This is a genomic window from Bacillus sp. AFS015802 (assembly GCF_002561455.1).
GTDB lineage: Bacteria > Bacillota > Bacilli > Bacillales > Bacillaceae_B > Rossellomorea.
Window position 1 is genome coordinate 400,415 of record NZ_NTUP01000066.1, and the last position, 17,052, is coordinate 417,466.

The 17,052-nt window shown below is 45.0% G+C and carries 16 protein-coding genes and 1 other annotated feature (1 of these 17 running past the window's edge); of the genes, 11 read left to right on the top strand and 5 right to left on the bottom strand.

The annotated features are described in order from the left end of the window. Window positions 1-384: a GntR family transcriptional regulator gene (locus CN378_RS19415; RefSeq protein WP_098354126.1), complete on the bottom strand. Its 384-nt coding sequence runs from the start codon at window positions 382-384 to the stop codon at window positions 1-3. A 186-nt stretch (window positions 385-570) separates the two neighbouring features. Between CN378_RS19415 and CN378_RS19420 the strand changes: the two genes are divergently transcribed. Further along, window positions 571-1,077, top strand: coding sequence for a GNAT family N-acetyltransferase (locus CN378_RS19420; RefSeq protein ID WP_098354299.1), 507 nt, complete (start codon window positions 571-573; stop codon window positions 1,075-1,077). Window positions 1,078-1,232: 155 nt separating this feature from the next. Further along, window positions 1,233-2,933 (top strand): transglutaminase domain-containing protein, encoded by a 1,701-nt coding sequence (locus tag CN378_RS19425; protein WP_098354127.1) that lies wholly within the window; start codon window positions 1,233-1,235, stop codon window positions 2,931-2,933. 158 nt (window positions 2,934-3,091) lie between these two features. Here the strand turns inward: CN378_RS19425 and CN378_RS19430 are convergent, their stop codons facing one another. Then, a complete protein-coding gene (locus tag CN378_RS19430) occupies window positions 3,092-3,865 on the bottom strand; it encodes a halocin C8 precursor-like protein (RefSeq protein ID WP_098354128.1) in 774 nt (257 codons plus the stop codon). Between the two features lie 409 nt (window positions 3,866-4,274). On the opposite strand from CN378_RS19430, the gene CN378_RS19435 reads away from it, so the two are divergent. Together CN378_RS19435 and CN378_RS19440 are read left to right on the top strand one after the other, a co-directional pair. Beyond that, complete coding sequence (locus tag CN378_RS19435) at window positions 4,275-5,312, top strand: TDT family transporter (RefSeq protein WP_098354129.1); 1,038 nt, start codon at window positions 4,275-4,277, stop codon at window positions 5,310-5,312. A gap of 17 nt (window positions 5,313-5,329) precedes the next feature. After that, complete coding sequence (locus tag CN378_RS19440; RefSeq protein WP_098354300.1) at window positions 5,330-6,028, top strand: sulfite exporter TauE/SafE family protein; 699 nt, start codon at window positions 5,330-5,332, stop codon at window positions 6,026-6,028. 50 nt (window positions 6,029-6,078) lie between these two features. On the opposite strand, the gene CN378_RS19445 is transcribed toward CN378_RS19440, so the two are convergent. After that, window positions 6,079-6,435 (bottom strand): DUF488 domain-containing protein, encoded by a 357-nt coding sequence (locus CN378_RS19445; protein WP_098354130.1) that lies wholly within the window; start codon window positions 6,433-6,435, stop codon window positions 6,079-6,081. 208 nt (window positions 6,436-6,643) lie between these two features. On the opposite strand from CN378_RS19445, the gene CN378_RS19450 reads away from it, so the two are divergent. From CN378_RS19450 to CN378_RS19470, 5 genes are all read left to right on the top strand, one after another. Further along, window positions 6,644-7,336 (top strand): ABC transporter ATP-binding protein, encoded by a 693-nt coding sequence (locus CN378_RS19450; RefSeq protein WP_098354131.1) that lies wholly within the window; start codon window positions 6,644-6,646, stop codon window positions 7,334-7,336. Beyond that, entirely contained in the window at window positions 7,333-11,880 is a 4,548-nt protein-coding gene (locus CN378_RS19455) for an FtsX-like permease family protein (RefSeq protein WP_098354132.1), read from the top strand. The genes CN378_RS19450 and CN378_RS19455 overlap by 4 nt, the downstream gene beginning before the upstream one ends. A gap of 149 nt (window positions 11,881-12,029) precedes the next feature. Further along, on the top strand, window positions 12,030-12,500 hold the full coding sequence (locus tag CN378_RS19460) for an Lrp/AsnC family transcriptional regulator (RefSeq protein WP_098354133.1): 471 nt from the start codon (window positions 12,030-12,032) through the stop codon (window positions 12,498-12,500). A gap of 12 nt (window positions 12,501-12,512) precedes the next feature. After that, complete coding sequence (locus tag CN378_RS19465) at window positions 12,513-13,130, top strand: LysE family translocator (protein WP_098354134.1); 618 nt, start codon at window positions 12,513-12,515, stop codon at window positions 13,128-13,130. Window positions 13,131-13,167: 37 nt separating this feature from the next. After that, window positions 13,168-13,761, top strand: a complete 594-nt coding sequence (locus tag CN378_RS19470; RefSeq protein ID WP_098354135.1) for a LysE family translocator — start codon at window positions 13,168-13,170, stop codon at window positions 13,759-13,761. A 74-nt stretch (window positions 13,762-13,835) separates the two neighbouring features. Here CN378_RS19470 and CN378_RS19475 read toward each other — a convergent pair whose 3' ends face one another. After that, the gene (locus CN378_RS19475) at window positions 13,836-14,168 is read right to left on the bottom strand and encodes a winged helix-turn-helix transcriptional regulator (RefSeq protein ID WP_098354136.1); all 333 of its coding nucleotides are present in this window, start codon (window positions 14,166-14,168) and stop codon (window positions 13,836-13,838) included. A 131-nt stretch (window positions 14,169-14,299) separates the two neighbouring features. Between CN378_RS19475 and CN378_RS19480 the strand changes: the two genes are divergently transcribed. After that, on the top strand, window positions 14,300-14,794 hold the full coding sequence (locus CN378_RS19480) for a lactoylglutathione lyase family protein (RefSeq protein WP_098354137.1): 495 nt from the start codon (window positions 14,300-14,302) through the stop codon (window positions 14,792-14,794). A gap of 122 nt (window positions 14,795-14,916) precedes the next feature. Then, entirely contained in the window at window positions 14,917-15,375 is a 459-nt protein-coding gene (locus CN378_RS19485; RefSeq protein WP_098354138.1) for a GNAT family N-acetyltransferase, read from the top strand. Window positions 15,376-15,438: 63 nt separating this feature from the next. Here CN378_RS19485 and brnQ read toward each other — a convergent pair whose 3' ends face one another. After that, window positions 15,439-16,740, bottom strand: coding sequence for a branched-chain amino acid transport system II carrier protein (brnQ, locus tag CN378_RS19490; RefSeq protein WP_098354139.1), 1,302 nt, complete (start codon window positions 16,738-16,740; stop codon window positions 15,439-15,441). Between the two features lie 70 nt (window positions 16,741-16,810). Further along, window positions 16,811-17,052 (bottom strand) — a binding site (T-box leader) (it continues 12 nt past the right edge of the window).

Below are 17,052 nucleotides of genomic sequence, written 5' to 3' on the forward strand. Positions count from 1 at the left end.
TTATTCCCCCTTAACGTTTGAAATGATCGACGCGACTAATTTTGCAATTTCTTCTTCACTCATGCCGGCGACCAGTGATTCGACTAAGATCGGCCGTAATTCTTCTGAAATCTGATTCAACCTTTCTGGTGGAATCGTTCCCTCGGAAGGTGAACAAATGACGGCACCCGACTTCGGAACAATCCGGATCACCCCTTTGCTTTCCAATTCATGATAGCTTTTATTCACCGTGTGCATATTCACACCCAGATCCCCAGCAAGGCTCCGGACAGAAGGAAGAATGTCCCCGGGAATCAATTCACCTCTGACAATCCCCTCCATGATCCCGTTTCTTACCTGTGCATAGATCGGTGTATCCGATTGAGGTTCAATTTGGATAAACAAAGTGTCACCTCCTAGTTTTGTTATATGTTAAGTATAACAGAATTGTTCTATTCAGTGTATAACAAAAATGCAGAAATCCCAAAAAAAGTTAGAGGGTTGGATGATTTCCCGTTATACTTTGATTATAGAAATGATGGAGGAGAGGAACAGGTGAGAAATAAAAAAATCCGCAGGGAAGGTGCCATAATGAATAAAAATCTGGAAATTAAAGAACTGACAACCATAGATGAGCATATAGTTGAGCTTTCTCACCTATTAAGGACAGTAGTGGACGACGGGGCGTCCATAGGTTTTTTATCCCCAATGAAACGTTCTACTGCAGTGGAGTTCTGGGGTCATGCACTGCGTCCCCATGTGATCCTTTACATAGCCTGGGTGGAGGAAGCCATTGCAGGAACTGTGCAGCTTCATCTTTGCACCAAACAAAACGGTACCCACAGAGCCGAAATCGCCAAAATGATGGTCCACCCCCAATTCCGTCAAAAAGGCATCGCCAAAAAACTCATGCAAACCGCAGAGAAAAGAGCGAAAGAAGAGGGACGGACCTTGCTCATACTCGATACGGTAGAAGGAGCTCCTTCTAATCATTTGTACACCTCCCTTGGGTACGTAAAGGGAGGACGGATACCAGATTATGCCACCTCGCCTTACGGGGAACTAGAGGCGACCATCATTTATTATAAGCACATTTAGAAATGGAAGAGGGACGGACCTTAAAACAGACCCGATTAAACTGAAGTTCTCACCAGTAGAGGTCCGTCCCTAAAATGAATAGTAAAATAGAATCAGAAACTAATAGCTGTCTGGTTCGTATGTGTAGATAGCAAAGAAGTTTTGAGGAGGAAGACATGAGGGAGAAACGTTCGTTTTTGATGTTAGTTCTGTGTTTGTTGAGCAGTTTCCTGTTTGTGACGGCATGCAGTGACTCCAATGCCAGCAGCGGGGAAACGAAAGCCGATAAAAGAGAAGAAGATCCGTATGAAAAAGAAGTAAAGAAAATGAATGATGAAATAGGGGAAGAGGAACCTCTGAAACTCACTTCCTACAGTGAAGAAATCGGCGTCACAATCGATGAGCCGGCATATAAAGAATTCGCTGCAAATGGAAAGGTGAGCGTGAAGGGGAAAATTGAAAAGTATCAAGATCTGAAATCGGACTTTGCCTGGATAAAGGTCAGAGCGAGTGAAGAAGGACCTGCAGGAAGGCAGCTCGAATATTACACACCGATTGAAGACGGCAAGTTCAAGCAGGATATCCACTTTTTCAACGGGAAAGGTGAGTATAGCGTCTCTGTACAGCTCCCAAGCAAGGACCGTGAAAATTACTACTATGATACGGCGTCATTTACTGTCCATAATGTGAATCCTGAGGCCAATAGGGATGTGACCCTGACACCATTTGGTCAGGATGCGGAACTGTCCTTAAAAACGAAATCCAGCTATGTCAAAGGAAATGAAGTCTTTTCTTTAAAAGGAGAGGCTGCCAATCTCACGGATGAAGATACGATCATGCTCAGACTGAAGAAGGATTCGGATAACTGGAGTCATGTCATCCCCGTGAAGGATGGGGAATTTAACTATGATGTTCCCTTGTTTTACGGAAAAGGAATTCACGAGCTTGAAGTGCTGGTACCGGATGGAGACCGTGAAAATTACTACCAGACGGCGACCACTCTTCTCATTGATAACGAGTCCGACCGGGTGATGAGCCCGATTGAGTATGCGGATACGTATCGGGAGCGGGGAGTGACCCTCGAATCTCCTCAATTTGGTGGAGAGGAGTCGGATGGCCTATACAGGATTAAAGGCAGCATCGATCCGAAAGCAGAATTTGGCCCTGAAACGACGCATATTTATATCACGACCAAAAAAGGGGAGGATGAAGCGTTGGATGTCATCCCTGTTGAAGATTTCAACTTTGATGATTCGTTTTACCTGCGATTTGGGCCGGGAACATATGAAGTGACCCTCAGTGTACCTGAAATCAAGGAAGAAAACAGTGATTACTTCAGGTTTTTCGGATTTGCAAAGTTCGAAGTGGAATCCACAGGTGAAGACAAGCGGGATCTACTGCCTTCACGCGGTGTTCAGTCGGACTCCCCTGAAATCCAGAAGCAGGCAGAAACCGTCACTTCTGGAAAATCAAGTGACAGGGACAAGGCAAAAGCCATCTATGATTTTGTCGCAAAGAATGTTTCGTATGATGTTAAAAAGTATGAAAACGATGATTTCAACTGGGATGACAGTGCTTTGAAAACACTGGAATCCAAAACCGGCGTGTGCCAGGATTATGCGTATCTGGCGATTGCCATGCTTCGTGCCAGCGATATTGAGGCGAGATTCGTGGAAGGCAGGGCAGGCGGTATTTTCCCGGGAAGGCATGCGTGGGTGGAAGCGAATCTTGATGGGGAATGGGTGACCCTGGATCCGACATGGGGATCCGGTTACTTGAAGGACGGTAAGTTCGTCCCTGCATTCAATGAAGATTACTTCGATCCTGATATGAATGAATTTAAGAAGACTCATACGCGGACGGGTGTATCGTATTAGGAAAGGCAGACCCAGTTGTCTCTTAAGGATAATCGAATGAAATAGCAATAAGTGTCAGTTTAGTTTAGAAGCAGCTAAACTAAACTGACACTCTTTTTATTTTCGGAGATGCTACATGATGGTTTTTAACGAAGTGTTAAAACTATAATATTGATAGCCTAGCCACAAATTTGATCGGAAGCCGCTGCACAACCTAAGCTTCCAATTAAAGAACATACCGCAGCTAACCCAAGTCCCCCAACACCAGTCGTAAGACCAAGTGCCGCCGCTACACCGTAACACGCAACTCCTCCTCCTGTCCCACACAGACCCGCTACAGCATACTCACAGAAACCGAGCGCCCCGATTTCATCTTGTCCATTTGGAGCAGTCAATGACTTAATGTTCAGCTGTCCATTCGAAAGAAAATCCTCCTGGCTCATTTCCAGACCATCCTTATCAAAAAGCAGCCCGTCTTTGTCGATTGTTACATCATAAATCTCCTTATTATTGTGGTTAAAATGGTAAAGCATTTTTAAGTTTATATTTTCATCATCAACCTTTTGGGCAAAAAGATCTTGGTGAGAAATGACTTTTTCAGCTTTTGTATCATAGGTGAACTGCACATATGCTAAACCATTGCTCTTACTTGTGTATTTACCGAAAATGAATTCGATATACGCTATTTTTCCTTTTGTTCCTTCCACTGTGTTAATGACAATTTGATCGGTTGAGATGGAGTTGATTTTAGAGGTTGTCTTGTACAACTGATATTCTTCCGTCTTTTTTAAGGAGTTCCGGATGTGATTAAATTCCTGATTATCTACGTTGGATTCTCCCTTTGTAAACAAGGGCTCTTCTGCACCCGCATTTCCAGTGAAACTCAAGAATGAAGATGTGACAAGGACAGCGATCATTACCAACATGCTTAAATTATGGAATTTTTTGCTCAAAAATTTTTCCTCCTCTTATTTTTTGCGATTTTTAATGATCATGAGGGTCGTGATGATTGAATAAATAAACAAGAACAATACGATGACTAATTCAACCGTTGATTCAAACATAGGGCATCCCCTTTCTTAAAAGTCTCTTAGAAAGTACCCATATAAAGGTAATTAAAACCTTTTTTTTGGTAAAAAACAATTTATTTTTCAAGTGAGAGACGGACCTTCAATAAGCAATGAACCCAAGGGTTTTATTGCTTATTGAAGGCCCGTCCCTCTTTTTGATTGAGAAATGTTAAACTTATATAGTTAATATTTTGAGGGTAGGAGGAAGGATTGTGAATAAGAATACGAGTGCCCGGGAATTTCATTTGGCTCCCTCCTTCCAACAGGCAGAGGAGGTCTTTAAGGTAGAAACATGAAGACTGAAGAAAACAAAAACAGCATTGATCCAGCTTCAGGTGCCATCGTTATGGCTCTTGGAATCTTTCTTTATGCTGCTATTGATGCCTTTGAATGGGTGAACCACATCACGGCAAAAATATTGAGTATTTCCTTGGTTGTGCTGACTGCCATTATATATAAATCTCTTATTAAGCAGTTGTTAAATAGATCATATAGAAGTCTTTTACTATCGAAACCTGTACCTTCTTTCGTCATCGGATCATGGATTGCGGGTATATCGGTATTGAGTAATGTGGTCGTCAAATATTTTCCGGATATGAGCGTGGCGGTTCAGGTTGTCATGCTGCTTAATACGATGATGTTGCTCGGTTTTATGGCAAGCTGCGTCTACCAGTTTAAAGAGTTGATGAAACGGCCGACAGCCCACTCCACTCATGGTGTCGTGTTACTGTCTACCGTTGCCACCCAGTCGGTGGTGATTTTTTGGGTGAAGCTTTATCCTTCTCTTCCAGAGGGATTGCTGATTGGGGCGATATCACTGGGAACCTTTTTTTATTTGATTGGGCTGACATTGATGATCGTTCGTTATGGCAGAGGGAACCGTTGGACACTCGTGGACGATTGGCCGAGTACGAACTGTATCATTCACGGTGCTTTATCCATTACGGGCCTTGCCATCGTCTCGTCTGAGTTGCTGTCCGGAAGGATTATGATGATGTTTTGGCTGGTTGTATTTGTCCTTCTGATTGGTGTGGAATGGCTGGAAATGGTGAGAGCAGCCAAGCGGATTCAGAAACTCGGTTGGAAAAAGGGGGTTTTCACCTATCATATTAGTCAGTGGTCGCGGAACTTCACCTTTGGGATGTTCTATGCTTTTACGATGACCATGCATGATAATCCTTATTATTTGAATCGCTTTTATCCGTTTCATGAGGAGTTTTTACATATTTGGGCGTGGATTGTGTGTCTGTTTCTACTAGCCGAGATTGGTTTATGGGTGGGATCAAATCGATATTTGCTTGAAAGAAAGAGTAAGGAGCGTGTGTCTTGAGTACATTCATCTTGTTTATGGCGATCATTTTATGTGCATCCATCTTGCAGACCAGTACCGGGTTCGGATTTTCCATCATGGCTACACCTTTTCTACTGCTCTTGTATCCTCCTAAAGAAGCGATTCAGATTAATTTGATCTTATCCCTTGTGATTTCTTTGGCACTGATTGTGAAAATCAGGCGGGATATTGACTTTTCACTGGTGAAAAGGTTTGTAATCGGAAGCATGCCCGGCTTATTCCTGGGAATAGTGGTTTTTACTCTTATTGATATGAGTCTCCTAAAGGTAGTGATCAGCCTGGTCATCATACTGCTCACGATTTTACTTATCTTGAAATTCCGCATCAGGCAGTCGACTCCCCGGGACTTTCTGGCAGGAGGACTGTCAGGGGTGCTGACTACGAGTATCGGAATGCCAGGGCCGCCTCTGCTTCTGTATTTTTCAGGCACTGGGACAAAGAAAGAGAAACTTCGGGGCACGACCCTAGCCTTTTATTTATTCATCTATCTCGTCAGTTTAGGGATACAGGTGAAAGTGGCCGGAACGACTCTGACCGTTTGGAAATCAAGCCTGCAAGCATTACCGGTAGTAGCTGTTGGCCTCCTGTCAGGACAAGCATTATTCAGCAAAATCAATCAAAAGCTCTTTCAAATCCTTACCTACCTACTCCTCTTATTTAGCGGCATCTATCTTTTGATCGAAAGTATTTTTTGAGGGACGGACCTTCAATCAGCGAATTTTGCTGATGTAGAGGTCCGTCCCTCTTACATATCATCCAGAACTTCTTTAAGCACGACGGCATGGTTGTGCTTCTCATCTTTTGCTCCGTAGAGAAGGACTACGCGTTCATTTTCTGCCATTTCTTTCAGTTCCCGCAGTTTTTTTTGTTTTTCTTCATTTTGATGGAGTTCGTCTTTATAGGCTTGTTTAAACTTCTCGAACTTTTCGGGGTCGTGGTTAAACCACTTCCGTAAAGAGGGACTGGGAGTAATGTCTTTCATCCACTCTTCAAGGTCTGCATCTTCTTTCGATATTCCACGAGGCCAGACACGGTCGATTAAGATTCGGTGACCTCCTAATCGGGGAGGTTCCTCATAGATTCGTTTCAAAATGATAGACATCGTAAACCCTCCTTCTATTATCAGGATAAATGGGAATGGGGAAAGAAGCAAAGAGTAGAAATCTATGAAATATCGATTCTCTTCTCTAGACTCACCATCTGAAGCACAAGGTCCGTCCCTCTAGTATTTTCAAATATTTGTAATGTTTTTGTAGTGTTTCTGTTATAATTGTTAAAAAATTCAAACAAATATAACAGGGGGATTTCGGATGGCTAATGGGGTCAAGGTTGATGGGGTTTCAAAGGTATATAAGGGTGAAGGCGTAGAGACGCATGCTTTGTTGAGGGTGTCGCTTGAGTTTCAAAAGGGGGAATTCGTCTCTGTCGTAGGTTCATCAGGTTCGGGGAAATCAACACTGTTGAGTGTGATCGGAACATTGGATCAGCCAACGGATGGGAACATTTCATTTGGATCAAGAGATGTCACTGAATTCAATCAGAAGCAAATGGCGGATTTCAGGTTCGAGAACATCGGTTTCATCTTTCAACAATTCCATCTGATCCCTACCATGACGGCATTGGAGAACGTGATGGCACCTCTTTTCTCAAGAAAAGTTCCTTATGATAAAAAACAACGGGCGAAAGAGTTGCTTGAATCAACAGGGCTTGGTGATAAATTACACTCCCTTCCCTCGCAATTATCAGGTGGTCAACAGCAAAGGGTGGCGATAGCGCGGGCGTTGGTCCACGAGCCTCAATGGCTGTTGGCCGATGAACCGACAGGCAACCTGGATACGGAAACAGGGGAGCTCATCTTTCAAATTATAAAATCACTCAATAAGGAAAAGGGCTGTGGGGTCATCTTTGTCACTCATGACTCGGAACTTGCTGAGAAAGCGGATCGAATCATTGAAATGAAGGATGGCAGGATTCTATCTGATCGGATGGTGGGAGCCCTGTGATCCGCTTTATATGGAATACGTGGTGGCGCAACAAGCAGCGGTTCATCCTGCTGATTATCGGAGTCCTGCTTCTAAGTGTCGGACTGAGTTATCTCGTCGGGATGACCCAAACCAACAATGGAACGATTGTGAATGAACTCCAGAAAAGGTGGAAATCTTCCTATCACATGGTAGTGAGGCCGCCTGACTCCAGAAGTGTCACGGAAGATATGAATCTATTAGAACCAAACTATTTGAGTGGACTCGACGGAGGCATCACTCTCGAACAATATGAAACCATTAAGGGAATGGACGATGTCAAGATTGCAGCACCCATCTCTGTGATGGGGTATGTATTCAATGATGTTCAAATGGGAGAGTTGAACATAACAGAGCCGGGTATTTACCGGTTGAATCAAAAAGAAACGGTTCAGACCGGGGCGAAAGCGGAGGTTAACGACGGGAACTATTATTTTACAGTGGGTGGCGGACAGTATTCGATGGATCGGGCTTATGGGGTTGGTGAGTCAATAGGTGAGTTATCCTACGGTACACAGGTCCTCGTTGCAGGGATCGATCCCGAACAGGAAGCGAAGCTTGTTGGACTCGACAATGCTATGGTGGATGGTAAAGGGAGCCGGTATTTTTCAGAGAATGACGAGGTCATGGATATACCATTGGAAGGCAACCTGAACGATATATCGATACCGGTCATTCTAAGCAACCGTGAATTCGTTGATGGGGAAATACACTATACAGTGGAAAAGCTCGATATGCCATTCGATCCCGATAATCAGGATGCAACGATGGAAAAAGTGAAAAAGAATGGAGGGGAGAAATATTTAGAGGAGCAAACAGGAAGTGTCGTGGAAGAAAGAAGTTTCACGACAGAGGAAGCGCACAAAAAAATTGTCAATTCCGTCATGAATCCAAGTTTCGAATCAGGTTTGGGAGAGATGAGCTGGATGGCCTTCAAGCCGTCGCCGGTGGAATACAAGCCGGTGACCAGCCCATTTCGGGAAAGATGGGCATTCAGTTATGAAGTGGAACCATACAGCTTACCGGAGGATTCTCTTCTGGCAGTCGATCAGGCGTACAGGCCGGTTGAATCGTTCGGAGAGGATAGCTCAAGCTGGCCGCGGCTTCGACTGGACTACATCGGGATCTTTGATGCCCAGAAGCTGACCATTTCGAAAGACCCCTTGACGGAGCTGCCCGTCGAAACGTACTTTCCTTCGAAAGCCAGCTGGGTAGTAGATGAAAAAGGGGATCCCATCAATCCACCCGTCACGATGAAACCTGCAAACAATCCTTATGGTTTCCTGACGAAGCCTCCTTTGATGTTGACGACACTGGATGCGGCGGCTCATGTTCTGGGGGACAAACCCATCTCAGCCATACGTGTCAACGTGAAGGGGGTTGACGCCTTCAATGAAGATAGTGAAGCAGCCCTTCAAAAAGTGGCAAAAGAAATCGAAGAGAAAACGGGATTGATCGTGGATATCACTTTAGGGTCCACCCCGCAGCCTGCTTTGACTCATATCCCGGGCATTCTGGGGGAAAAGGGCTTTGGGTGGATCGAACAGCCGTGGATTAAGATCGGTTCTTCCATCACGATTTTTAAAGAAGCAAAGCTTGGGGTGTCAGGAGTAGTGGGGAGCGTCATCCTGGTGGCGATCGTGTATGTGTTTTCCTCCAATCTCATCATGATGTACGCCCGGAAAAAGGAGTTTGCCGTTTTGCTTTCATTGGGCTGGCGTCCGAGTCAGCTTTCAAGGCTCCTTCTCCTTGAAGCATTATTGCTGGGTATGGTGGTATCTTTTATCAGCTGGCTCATACTGGCATGGTTTTCAGTTACAAGCGAACTGGAAACATCCTATATTCGAGTGGCCCTCATCGGATTGATCGGACTGACCATTTATATCGCGGGTGCCCTCATTCCCGCCTATCTTGTGAAAAAAATCAGACCATACGAAGCGATGCGAACAGGGGAAATCTCCATGAAACACAAAAGGGTGGCAAGGTCTGAATCAGTGGTCGGAATGGCCATCAATTCAATGGTGTCCAGGTGGAAACGGACCGTTTTATCCGTCGTTTCCATGGGTCTGCCGACGGGTCTTCTTGTCTTTTACTTATTCATCACCTTTCGATTGAAAGGAGTCATGTATACGACCTGGTTAGGGGAGTACGTGGCCATGGAAGTCAGTACGATGCATTATGTAGCAATGGGGATCGCCCTCTCGATCGCCATCCTGACTACGGCGGAAATCATCTGGCAGAACGTAGCGGAGAGACAGCCCGAAATATCTGTGTTTAAAGCCCTTGGCTGGAAAAATGGTACCGTCCGGATGCTTGTCATTTTGGAAGGGATGTTTTCAGGGGCACTTGCCGGTGTCGTCGGCCTGCTTTTTGCCTTTTCGTTAGTCTGGAAGGTTTACGGAAGCTTCCCATTCACCCTCTGGTGGATCTATGTGGCCGCCCTCTCGATCCCTGTCGTCACCGGAATCATCGCAGCCGTCCTGCCTGCGGAGAAAGCTGCCAATACTCCTCCTTATCAGGGACTGAATGGAGGATACAGCAACGATAAGAAAGTGGAAAAGCAATTCAAATATATTCTTTCAGGGGCAGCTGTCATCCTCATCCTCGGTGTCATGACCTTAGTGGGGAAGGGAATTCCCGAAGTGCAGAAAGTGGAAACCGCCAAAGTGGCATCTCCCGTGAAAGAACAAGGAACGGAAGGGAAAACGACGTCGGTCTTTGCACCGGATAAGAAAGAGGAGGTTGAGCCACAGGAGGATGCTCCCCTCGCATTTTTAAAAGCGAAAGAACTTGCAGGAAAGCAGGCAGAGCTTGGTGAAAAGCTGGACCTTGATCAGCAAACGATCCTGATTGAGTCACCTAGTAAAACGCCACCGGAATTAAAGGCAAAAAAGAAACATCAGCTCATCACGATACCTGTCAGCTGGGACATCAAATATAGTGATCCCAATACAAGCAATCTCTCATTTAAACCAGGTGCCTATTTCCTATTGGATGAAAAGGAGAAGAAGTATTATCCTTTGAAAACGGACATTGTGGATGCACTCAATTACCGTGGGGGAAGATTGAAATTTCCAGGTAGAGTGACGGCTTTATTAACGTTCGAAGTGCCCGAGAAGTATGAGCGCTTTCTGATAAGCGGAAGGATTCCTGATCATTCCAAAGATGTAGTGGCCGAACTTACGAGAGAAGACCTGAGAAAAAGCAGGGAGCCTTTTACGTTGAAGAAAACCGGTGTTTCCCCGGGTGCAACAGGGGATTACACGATGAAGATAAAAATGGATAAGGAGAAAAACTGGAGTGTAGAGACCGATATCAGGGTGACCAATCATTCAGAAGAAGCGTTTCGAGATATTGGCTTTTATTTCATTCCGAATGCATTTACGGAAAAAAATAAACCGGAATTCCTGAAAAGTCATGCGAAAACCAGCATTCACTCCATAAATACCACTGGCGAGGATCTTCAGTACTCCCTAAATGGGAATAAGCTCCTTGTCGACCTTGACGAGAAGCTGCAGCCTGGTGAAACGAAATCAATCAGTATCGACTACAGCATGAAACTTCCGGAAGATGGATTGCGTTTGTCGCAGAAAGGGGAAGACTTCTTTCTTGCACAGTGGTATCCGATGCTCGCGACGTATCAAGATGGTTGGGATATAGAGCCTTTCGATCCGAAAGGCGAATCCTATGATACAACCTATGGAAATTATCGTGTTTCCTTTGAAACTCCAGAGGAATATTTGGTGGCAAGCTCCGGGGAAGATGCGTCGGAAGAACCGGTGAATAAAGGGGAAATCGAAGGAAGCAGCATCCGGGATTTCTATCTCGCATTCCTGAACCCGGATGAATGGGAACAAAAAACAGAAAAAGTGAAAGTCGGGATGTATCGAAACGTGGCCATCCGGGCTTTTATGAAAAAAGAACAAGATTCCATTATGGATGATGTGCTCAAAAAAGCAGCAGATTCTTTCCTTTTTTACCACGATAACATCGGAGAGAATCCGACAGGTGAATTGGATCTCATTGCAAATAATGGGGACATGGAATACTCGAATATCGTGGAAATATCGGATGATCCTGACGGATATGAACATCCATTATTCCATGAAATCGCCCACCAATGGTTCTATCAGGGAGTGGCGAACAATCCTTATCGGGATGCATGGCTCGATGAAAGTCTCGCAGAGTTACTATCCTCCTACTATCTCGCATATGCATATAAGGACGAGGGAAAAGCCTTTGCGTTTTCGAATCAAGTGCTGAATACAGTGAAGCCGGAAAAGTTCCTGAATACCCCGCTGAATGAATTTCAACAGAATTATATTTCGACTGTATATGGAAAAGGACCGCTCATGTTGAATGAGTTCTTCGAGGATAATGGAGGAAGATCGGAAGCATTGAACTTCCTGGGGGCTTACTACAAAGAGTTTCAATACAAACATGTTGACTCAGGCACCTTTGCACAGTTCTTCGAAGAATATTACGAAGGCAGCCAAAAAGAATTCCTGACAGGATGGCTTGAATAGAAAGTGAGAGGGACGGACCTCCAAACGGCTCTCTTGTAATTCATTAGGGGATTTGTTGGAGGTCCGTCCCTATTTATGAATTCCTCTCTTCACAACTTATGAAAATTAAGTTATTATATAAAAAACTTAATTAAATGAGGTTATATGTTATGGATTCTTATGATAAAAAGATTTTGGATGCGGTTATGCAAGACTCGAGGGTTAAATGGTCTGATTTAGCAGCTACGATCGGACTAAGTGCCCCGGCAACGGCGGATAGGGTGAATCGTCTTATAGAAAAGGGTGTAATCAAGCATTTTGGAGCCATCATGGACGCTGCCAGCTTGGGAGCTGAACTGACAGCCTTTGTAGCCGTTTCTCTGGAACGTCCGGAGCATCGGGAACCTTTTCTTCAATTGATCAATGAGTTGGTTGAAGTCCAGGAATGCCACCATATTGCAGGGGAAGATGACTATCTCTTAAAAATTCGGAGCAGGAACACGAAGGATCTGGATCGTATCATCAGTCATGAAATAAAAAGTCTTCATGGGATAATCCGTACGAAGACCACGATTGTGATGGATTCACTTAAAGAAAGTAATGTTTTGCCACTGCCATCAGATACGGTTTCTTCAGATTAAGGAGAGGGAACAATGACTTCTGCATTATTATTTCTTAAAAGTCTTATGATAGGAGTGGCTATCGCGGCACCGGTTGGACCAGTTGGAATTCTTTGCATTCAAAGGACACTGACTTACGGGAGAAGGACAGGTTTCTTTTCGGGTTTGGGGGCTGCCGCGGCAGATGCCCTTTTCGGCTTGATTGCCGTTATGGGGCTGACAATGGTTTCCGGATTCCTTCTGGATCATCAGTTCTGGATTCAATTATGGGGAGGGGTGTTCCTTTTGTTATTAGGGTGGAAGACATTCGCCTCTCCACCTGCTGTAATGGGGATGGGAGAAGCGGATACCATTTCTTCGATGAAAGGATTTGTGTCGGTTTTTTTACTAACTCTCACGAACCCAATGACAATCTTAGCTTTTATTGCCATTTTTGGAGTTTTTCGTGTGGCAGGTTCAGAAGATTACGTCACCGTCCTGACGGTTGTATCAGGAGTGTTCTCAGGGTCGGCGCTGTGGTGGTGGGGACTTGCTTTTGTGGCTGGGTGGATAGGAAGCAGGGTCGGATCTTCCCCATTAAGAATGATAAACCGAGCGGCGGGTATCATCCTTACAATTTTTAGTGTACTCTTTTTGATCGATCTGTTATAACCATGATTTCTATGAAGAAAGGATCATTCACCACATCATGTTAATACTTAAAAGCTTCATTCTTGGATTTTCTGTTTCGGCACCGGTTGGCCCGATTGGGTTGCTTTGCATACAGAGAGTATTATCGCAAGGCGCCACTGCGGGATTTTTGACGGGACTTGGTGCCGCAACAGCCAATATCATCTATGCCAGCATTGCTGCTTTCGGATTCACCGTCGTTTCCGCATTCATGTTGGAACAGCAAGTATATTTAAAAATAATCGGGATGGTATTTTTAGTTTATTTAGGAATGAAAACGTATAGAAAGAAGCCCCCACAGGAATCGTCCAGTATCAAAGGCGAGAATCCATTTCAAATGTTTGCATCAACATTGCTCCTGATGATTACCAATCCTGTCACCATTCTCAACTTCGCAGCAATGTTTGCAGGACTAGGGTTTTCAGAAGAAAGCAGCTCCCTCCGGATGGCAGTTACGCTCATACTCGGTGTCTTTATGGGCGCGGTCACCTGGTGGCTTGTATTGAGTATAGGAGTGAACCTATTCAAAAAGAACATCACCCCACATCTTCCATTAGTCAATAAAGCAGCGGGCATCCTCATCATCCTGCTGGCATTTCTATCACTAGCTTAAAAAGAGGGACGGACCTCCAGTAGGGATTTCTACTTTACATAAGATTCCCGCTTGGAGGTCCGTCCCTCTCGCTTTTAAAACTCCCCATGTTCATTTCCCCACTCGTGCATTTGCTGAAGGATGGGGATGAGGGTCATGCCGAGGTCGGTCATGGAGTATTCGACTTTCGGGGGTATGGTGTCGTATTGGGTACGGTTGATGAATCCGTCTTCTTCGAGTTCTTTCAGCTGCTGGCTCAGTACTTTATGGGCAACGCCAGGCAGCAGCCTCCTCAATTCATTGTACCTGTATGTCCCTTCCGTCCCGAGGTGCCAGAGGATGACGGTCTTCCATTTCCCTCCGATTTTTCGCAATGTATACTCGATTGAACACTTCAGTTTTCCGTGTTGATCAATTGGTGCATCCATGTCTTAACCAGTCCTTTCTTACCTAAAGGTTAGTTTCTCACAAAAAAGTGCATTCTTACATAGAGCCACTCATCTTCGTATAATGAAGTCGTGTTAGATGAAACTAATCAAAACGAAGGAGGAATCATTCAATGTTACCATATCCAAGATCATTTTCTCATATAGGATTATCCGTCCCGAGCCTTGAAGAAGCGATAAAATTTTACCAGGAGGTGTTCGGCTGGTACGTCATCATGGAGCCTTCCGATGTCGAGAATGACGACACAGCGATCGGCCAGATGTGCCGAGACGTATTCGGGAACGATTGGGACAAGTTCAGAATTGCCCACATGGCAACAGGTGATAAGATCGGGATCGAGCTATTTGAATTTCCGCATAATGAAAAGCCAGAGAATAACTTTGAATATTGGAAGACGGGATTATTCCATTTCTGCATCCAGGATCCCGATGTAGAAGGCATGGTCGAAAAGATCAAACAGCACGGTGGTAAGCAGCGCATGCCGGTCCGGGAGTATTATCCCGGTGAAAAACCTTACCGTATGGTGTATGTGGAAGATCCATTCGGGAATATTTTTGAAATCTACTCACACAGTTATGAGCTGACGTATTCCGACGGGGCTTACTGACTCAATACTAAGAAAGGCACATTCAGAGGGATGTGTCTTTTTTTTTGTGGCTGAAGAGGGTTTTCTGCTTCCCTGTTGAATCATTAAAGGTACGTCTAATGAGCAAAGAGAGGAAAACCACAATGAAAATAATTGAATTACAAAAGGATTCAAACCGGTTTGAGGAAGCCGTGAACGTGTTTTGGAAGCAATGGGGGAGTGAGGATAATTATACCTTCTACCATGATTGCATGTTCCATTCCTGCCGTACGGAAGAAGACCTTCCACGATTTTATATCGCTTTACAAGAAGATGAGATCATCGGTACTTACGCGCTGCTTCGAAATGACCTCAACAGCCGTCAGGATCTGTACCCGTGGTTTGCATGCCTGTATGTCGCCCCCGGTCATAGAGGGGACGGACTTGGTTCCATCCTTCTTGAGCATGCTCTAAAGGAGGTTCATGAAAAAGGGTACAACCGCCTTTATCTCACAACGGACCTGGAAGGCTATTATGAAAAATACGGCTGGACTCATACCACAGAAGCCATTGGGCTTGGCGGGGATTCCTTGAAGGTCTATGAAAAGAAGATCAACGATTAAAAAAGCAGCAAAGAAAATGTGGAATGTGCCCATTTTCTTGCTGCTTTTTTAGAGGTCCGTCCCTCAAAAGGTAATCTTCCGTTGCACCCGGTCCAGTGAGTAGCCGATTGTGACCGCTACAAGGGTGGGGGTGGTCCATGCCATGCCGTTTTCACTGAGGGGAAGGAAGTTCAGGATTGCCTGTATTCCATCCATATGAATAGGAAGTGTGTTGAGCATTTCGTAAAAGGAAAAGAAAGCGGCAACACTGATTCCATACACGTACATCTTCCTGCTTTCTCCGAAGAAGTGCTGAAAGAGGGAGAGGGCAACAAGGACTATGGCTACAGGATAAATGAGCACGAGGAGCGGGGTTGCAACGGTTAATATCACATCCAGTCCCAGATTGGTCACGCCCATCCCTATTAAAATGAAAATCACGACATAGGCTTTATATGAAAACCTTGGAAAAGCCTCATGAAAGAAGCGCCCGCATGCATTAATGAGTCCGATGCATGTCGTTAAGCAGGCAATGATCACGATCAGGCCAAATAATACATTCCCGCCGTATCCAAATAACTGCCGGGACGCCAGCACCAGTATTTCGGCACCATTGTTCAGTGGTTCCTCATGGGGGATGACCCGTCCGATCCAACCCAGGGAAAGGTACACCATCACGAGACCCAGTGCCGCAATCATCCCGGCACTGATGGTTCCCCGGACCAGCTCGCTTTTACCCGTCGCCCCTTTATCTTTCAATCCATTGATGATGACGATGCCGAATGCCAGGGCCGCCACTGCATCCATGGTAAAATAACCTTCCAGGAAACCTTTCAGAAACGGGGCGGACTGGAATTTTTCTGTCGCCGCGGCATCGGTATAATCAAAGGTAAGAAAAGCCTGTACACATAATACGGCCAAAACAATAAGTAACGCAGGAGTTAAAAACTGACCGACGAGATCGATGACTTTTTTCGGATTGATGCTGAGTACATAGGTCAACCCGAAGAACGCAAGAGAGAATAACAATAACGGGAGTCGTCCCTCAACACTGACGACCTGCAAAAACCCCAATTCATACGCAACATTCGAAGCCCTCGGGATCCCGTAAAGAGCTCCGATCGAGAGATAGATCACAATGGCAAATACAAGTCCGAAAATGGGGTGGACCCGTTCCCCGATCGATCGTAACCCATTATTCGAAAGGGATACCGAAATGATCGTCAAAAAAGGCAGGAACACGGCCGTCAAAATAAACCCGGCTATCGCTTCAACAAAGAAGCCTCCCGATTCCATTCCAAGATAAGGCGGAAAGATTAAATTCCCTGCACCAAAAAATAAAGAAAAAAGCATAAATCCGGAAATCAGCACATCTTTTTTTCTCATCCTAAACCCTCCAGCTAAGTAGTACTCTATAGATTATTCTGACAATTCCACATAAAAAAACCCGCCCCTCTCAAGGGACGAGCCATCACTCGCGTTACCACCCATATTCCGTATGCTCCCCAGTAAAGAAACATTCCGGCACTTCCTTTATGTACATTCATACACGTTCCTTCGATAACGGTGGAAATCCGTCAAAGCCTACTGTATTCGGCTTTGCATCTCATAGATGATTTTCTGAAAAGATCTGTCCAACGGCTCCCAGCTTTCACCGATTCTCTGTCTGAACATGTTTCTAATCATACTCTTTCTCGT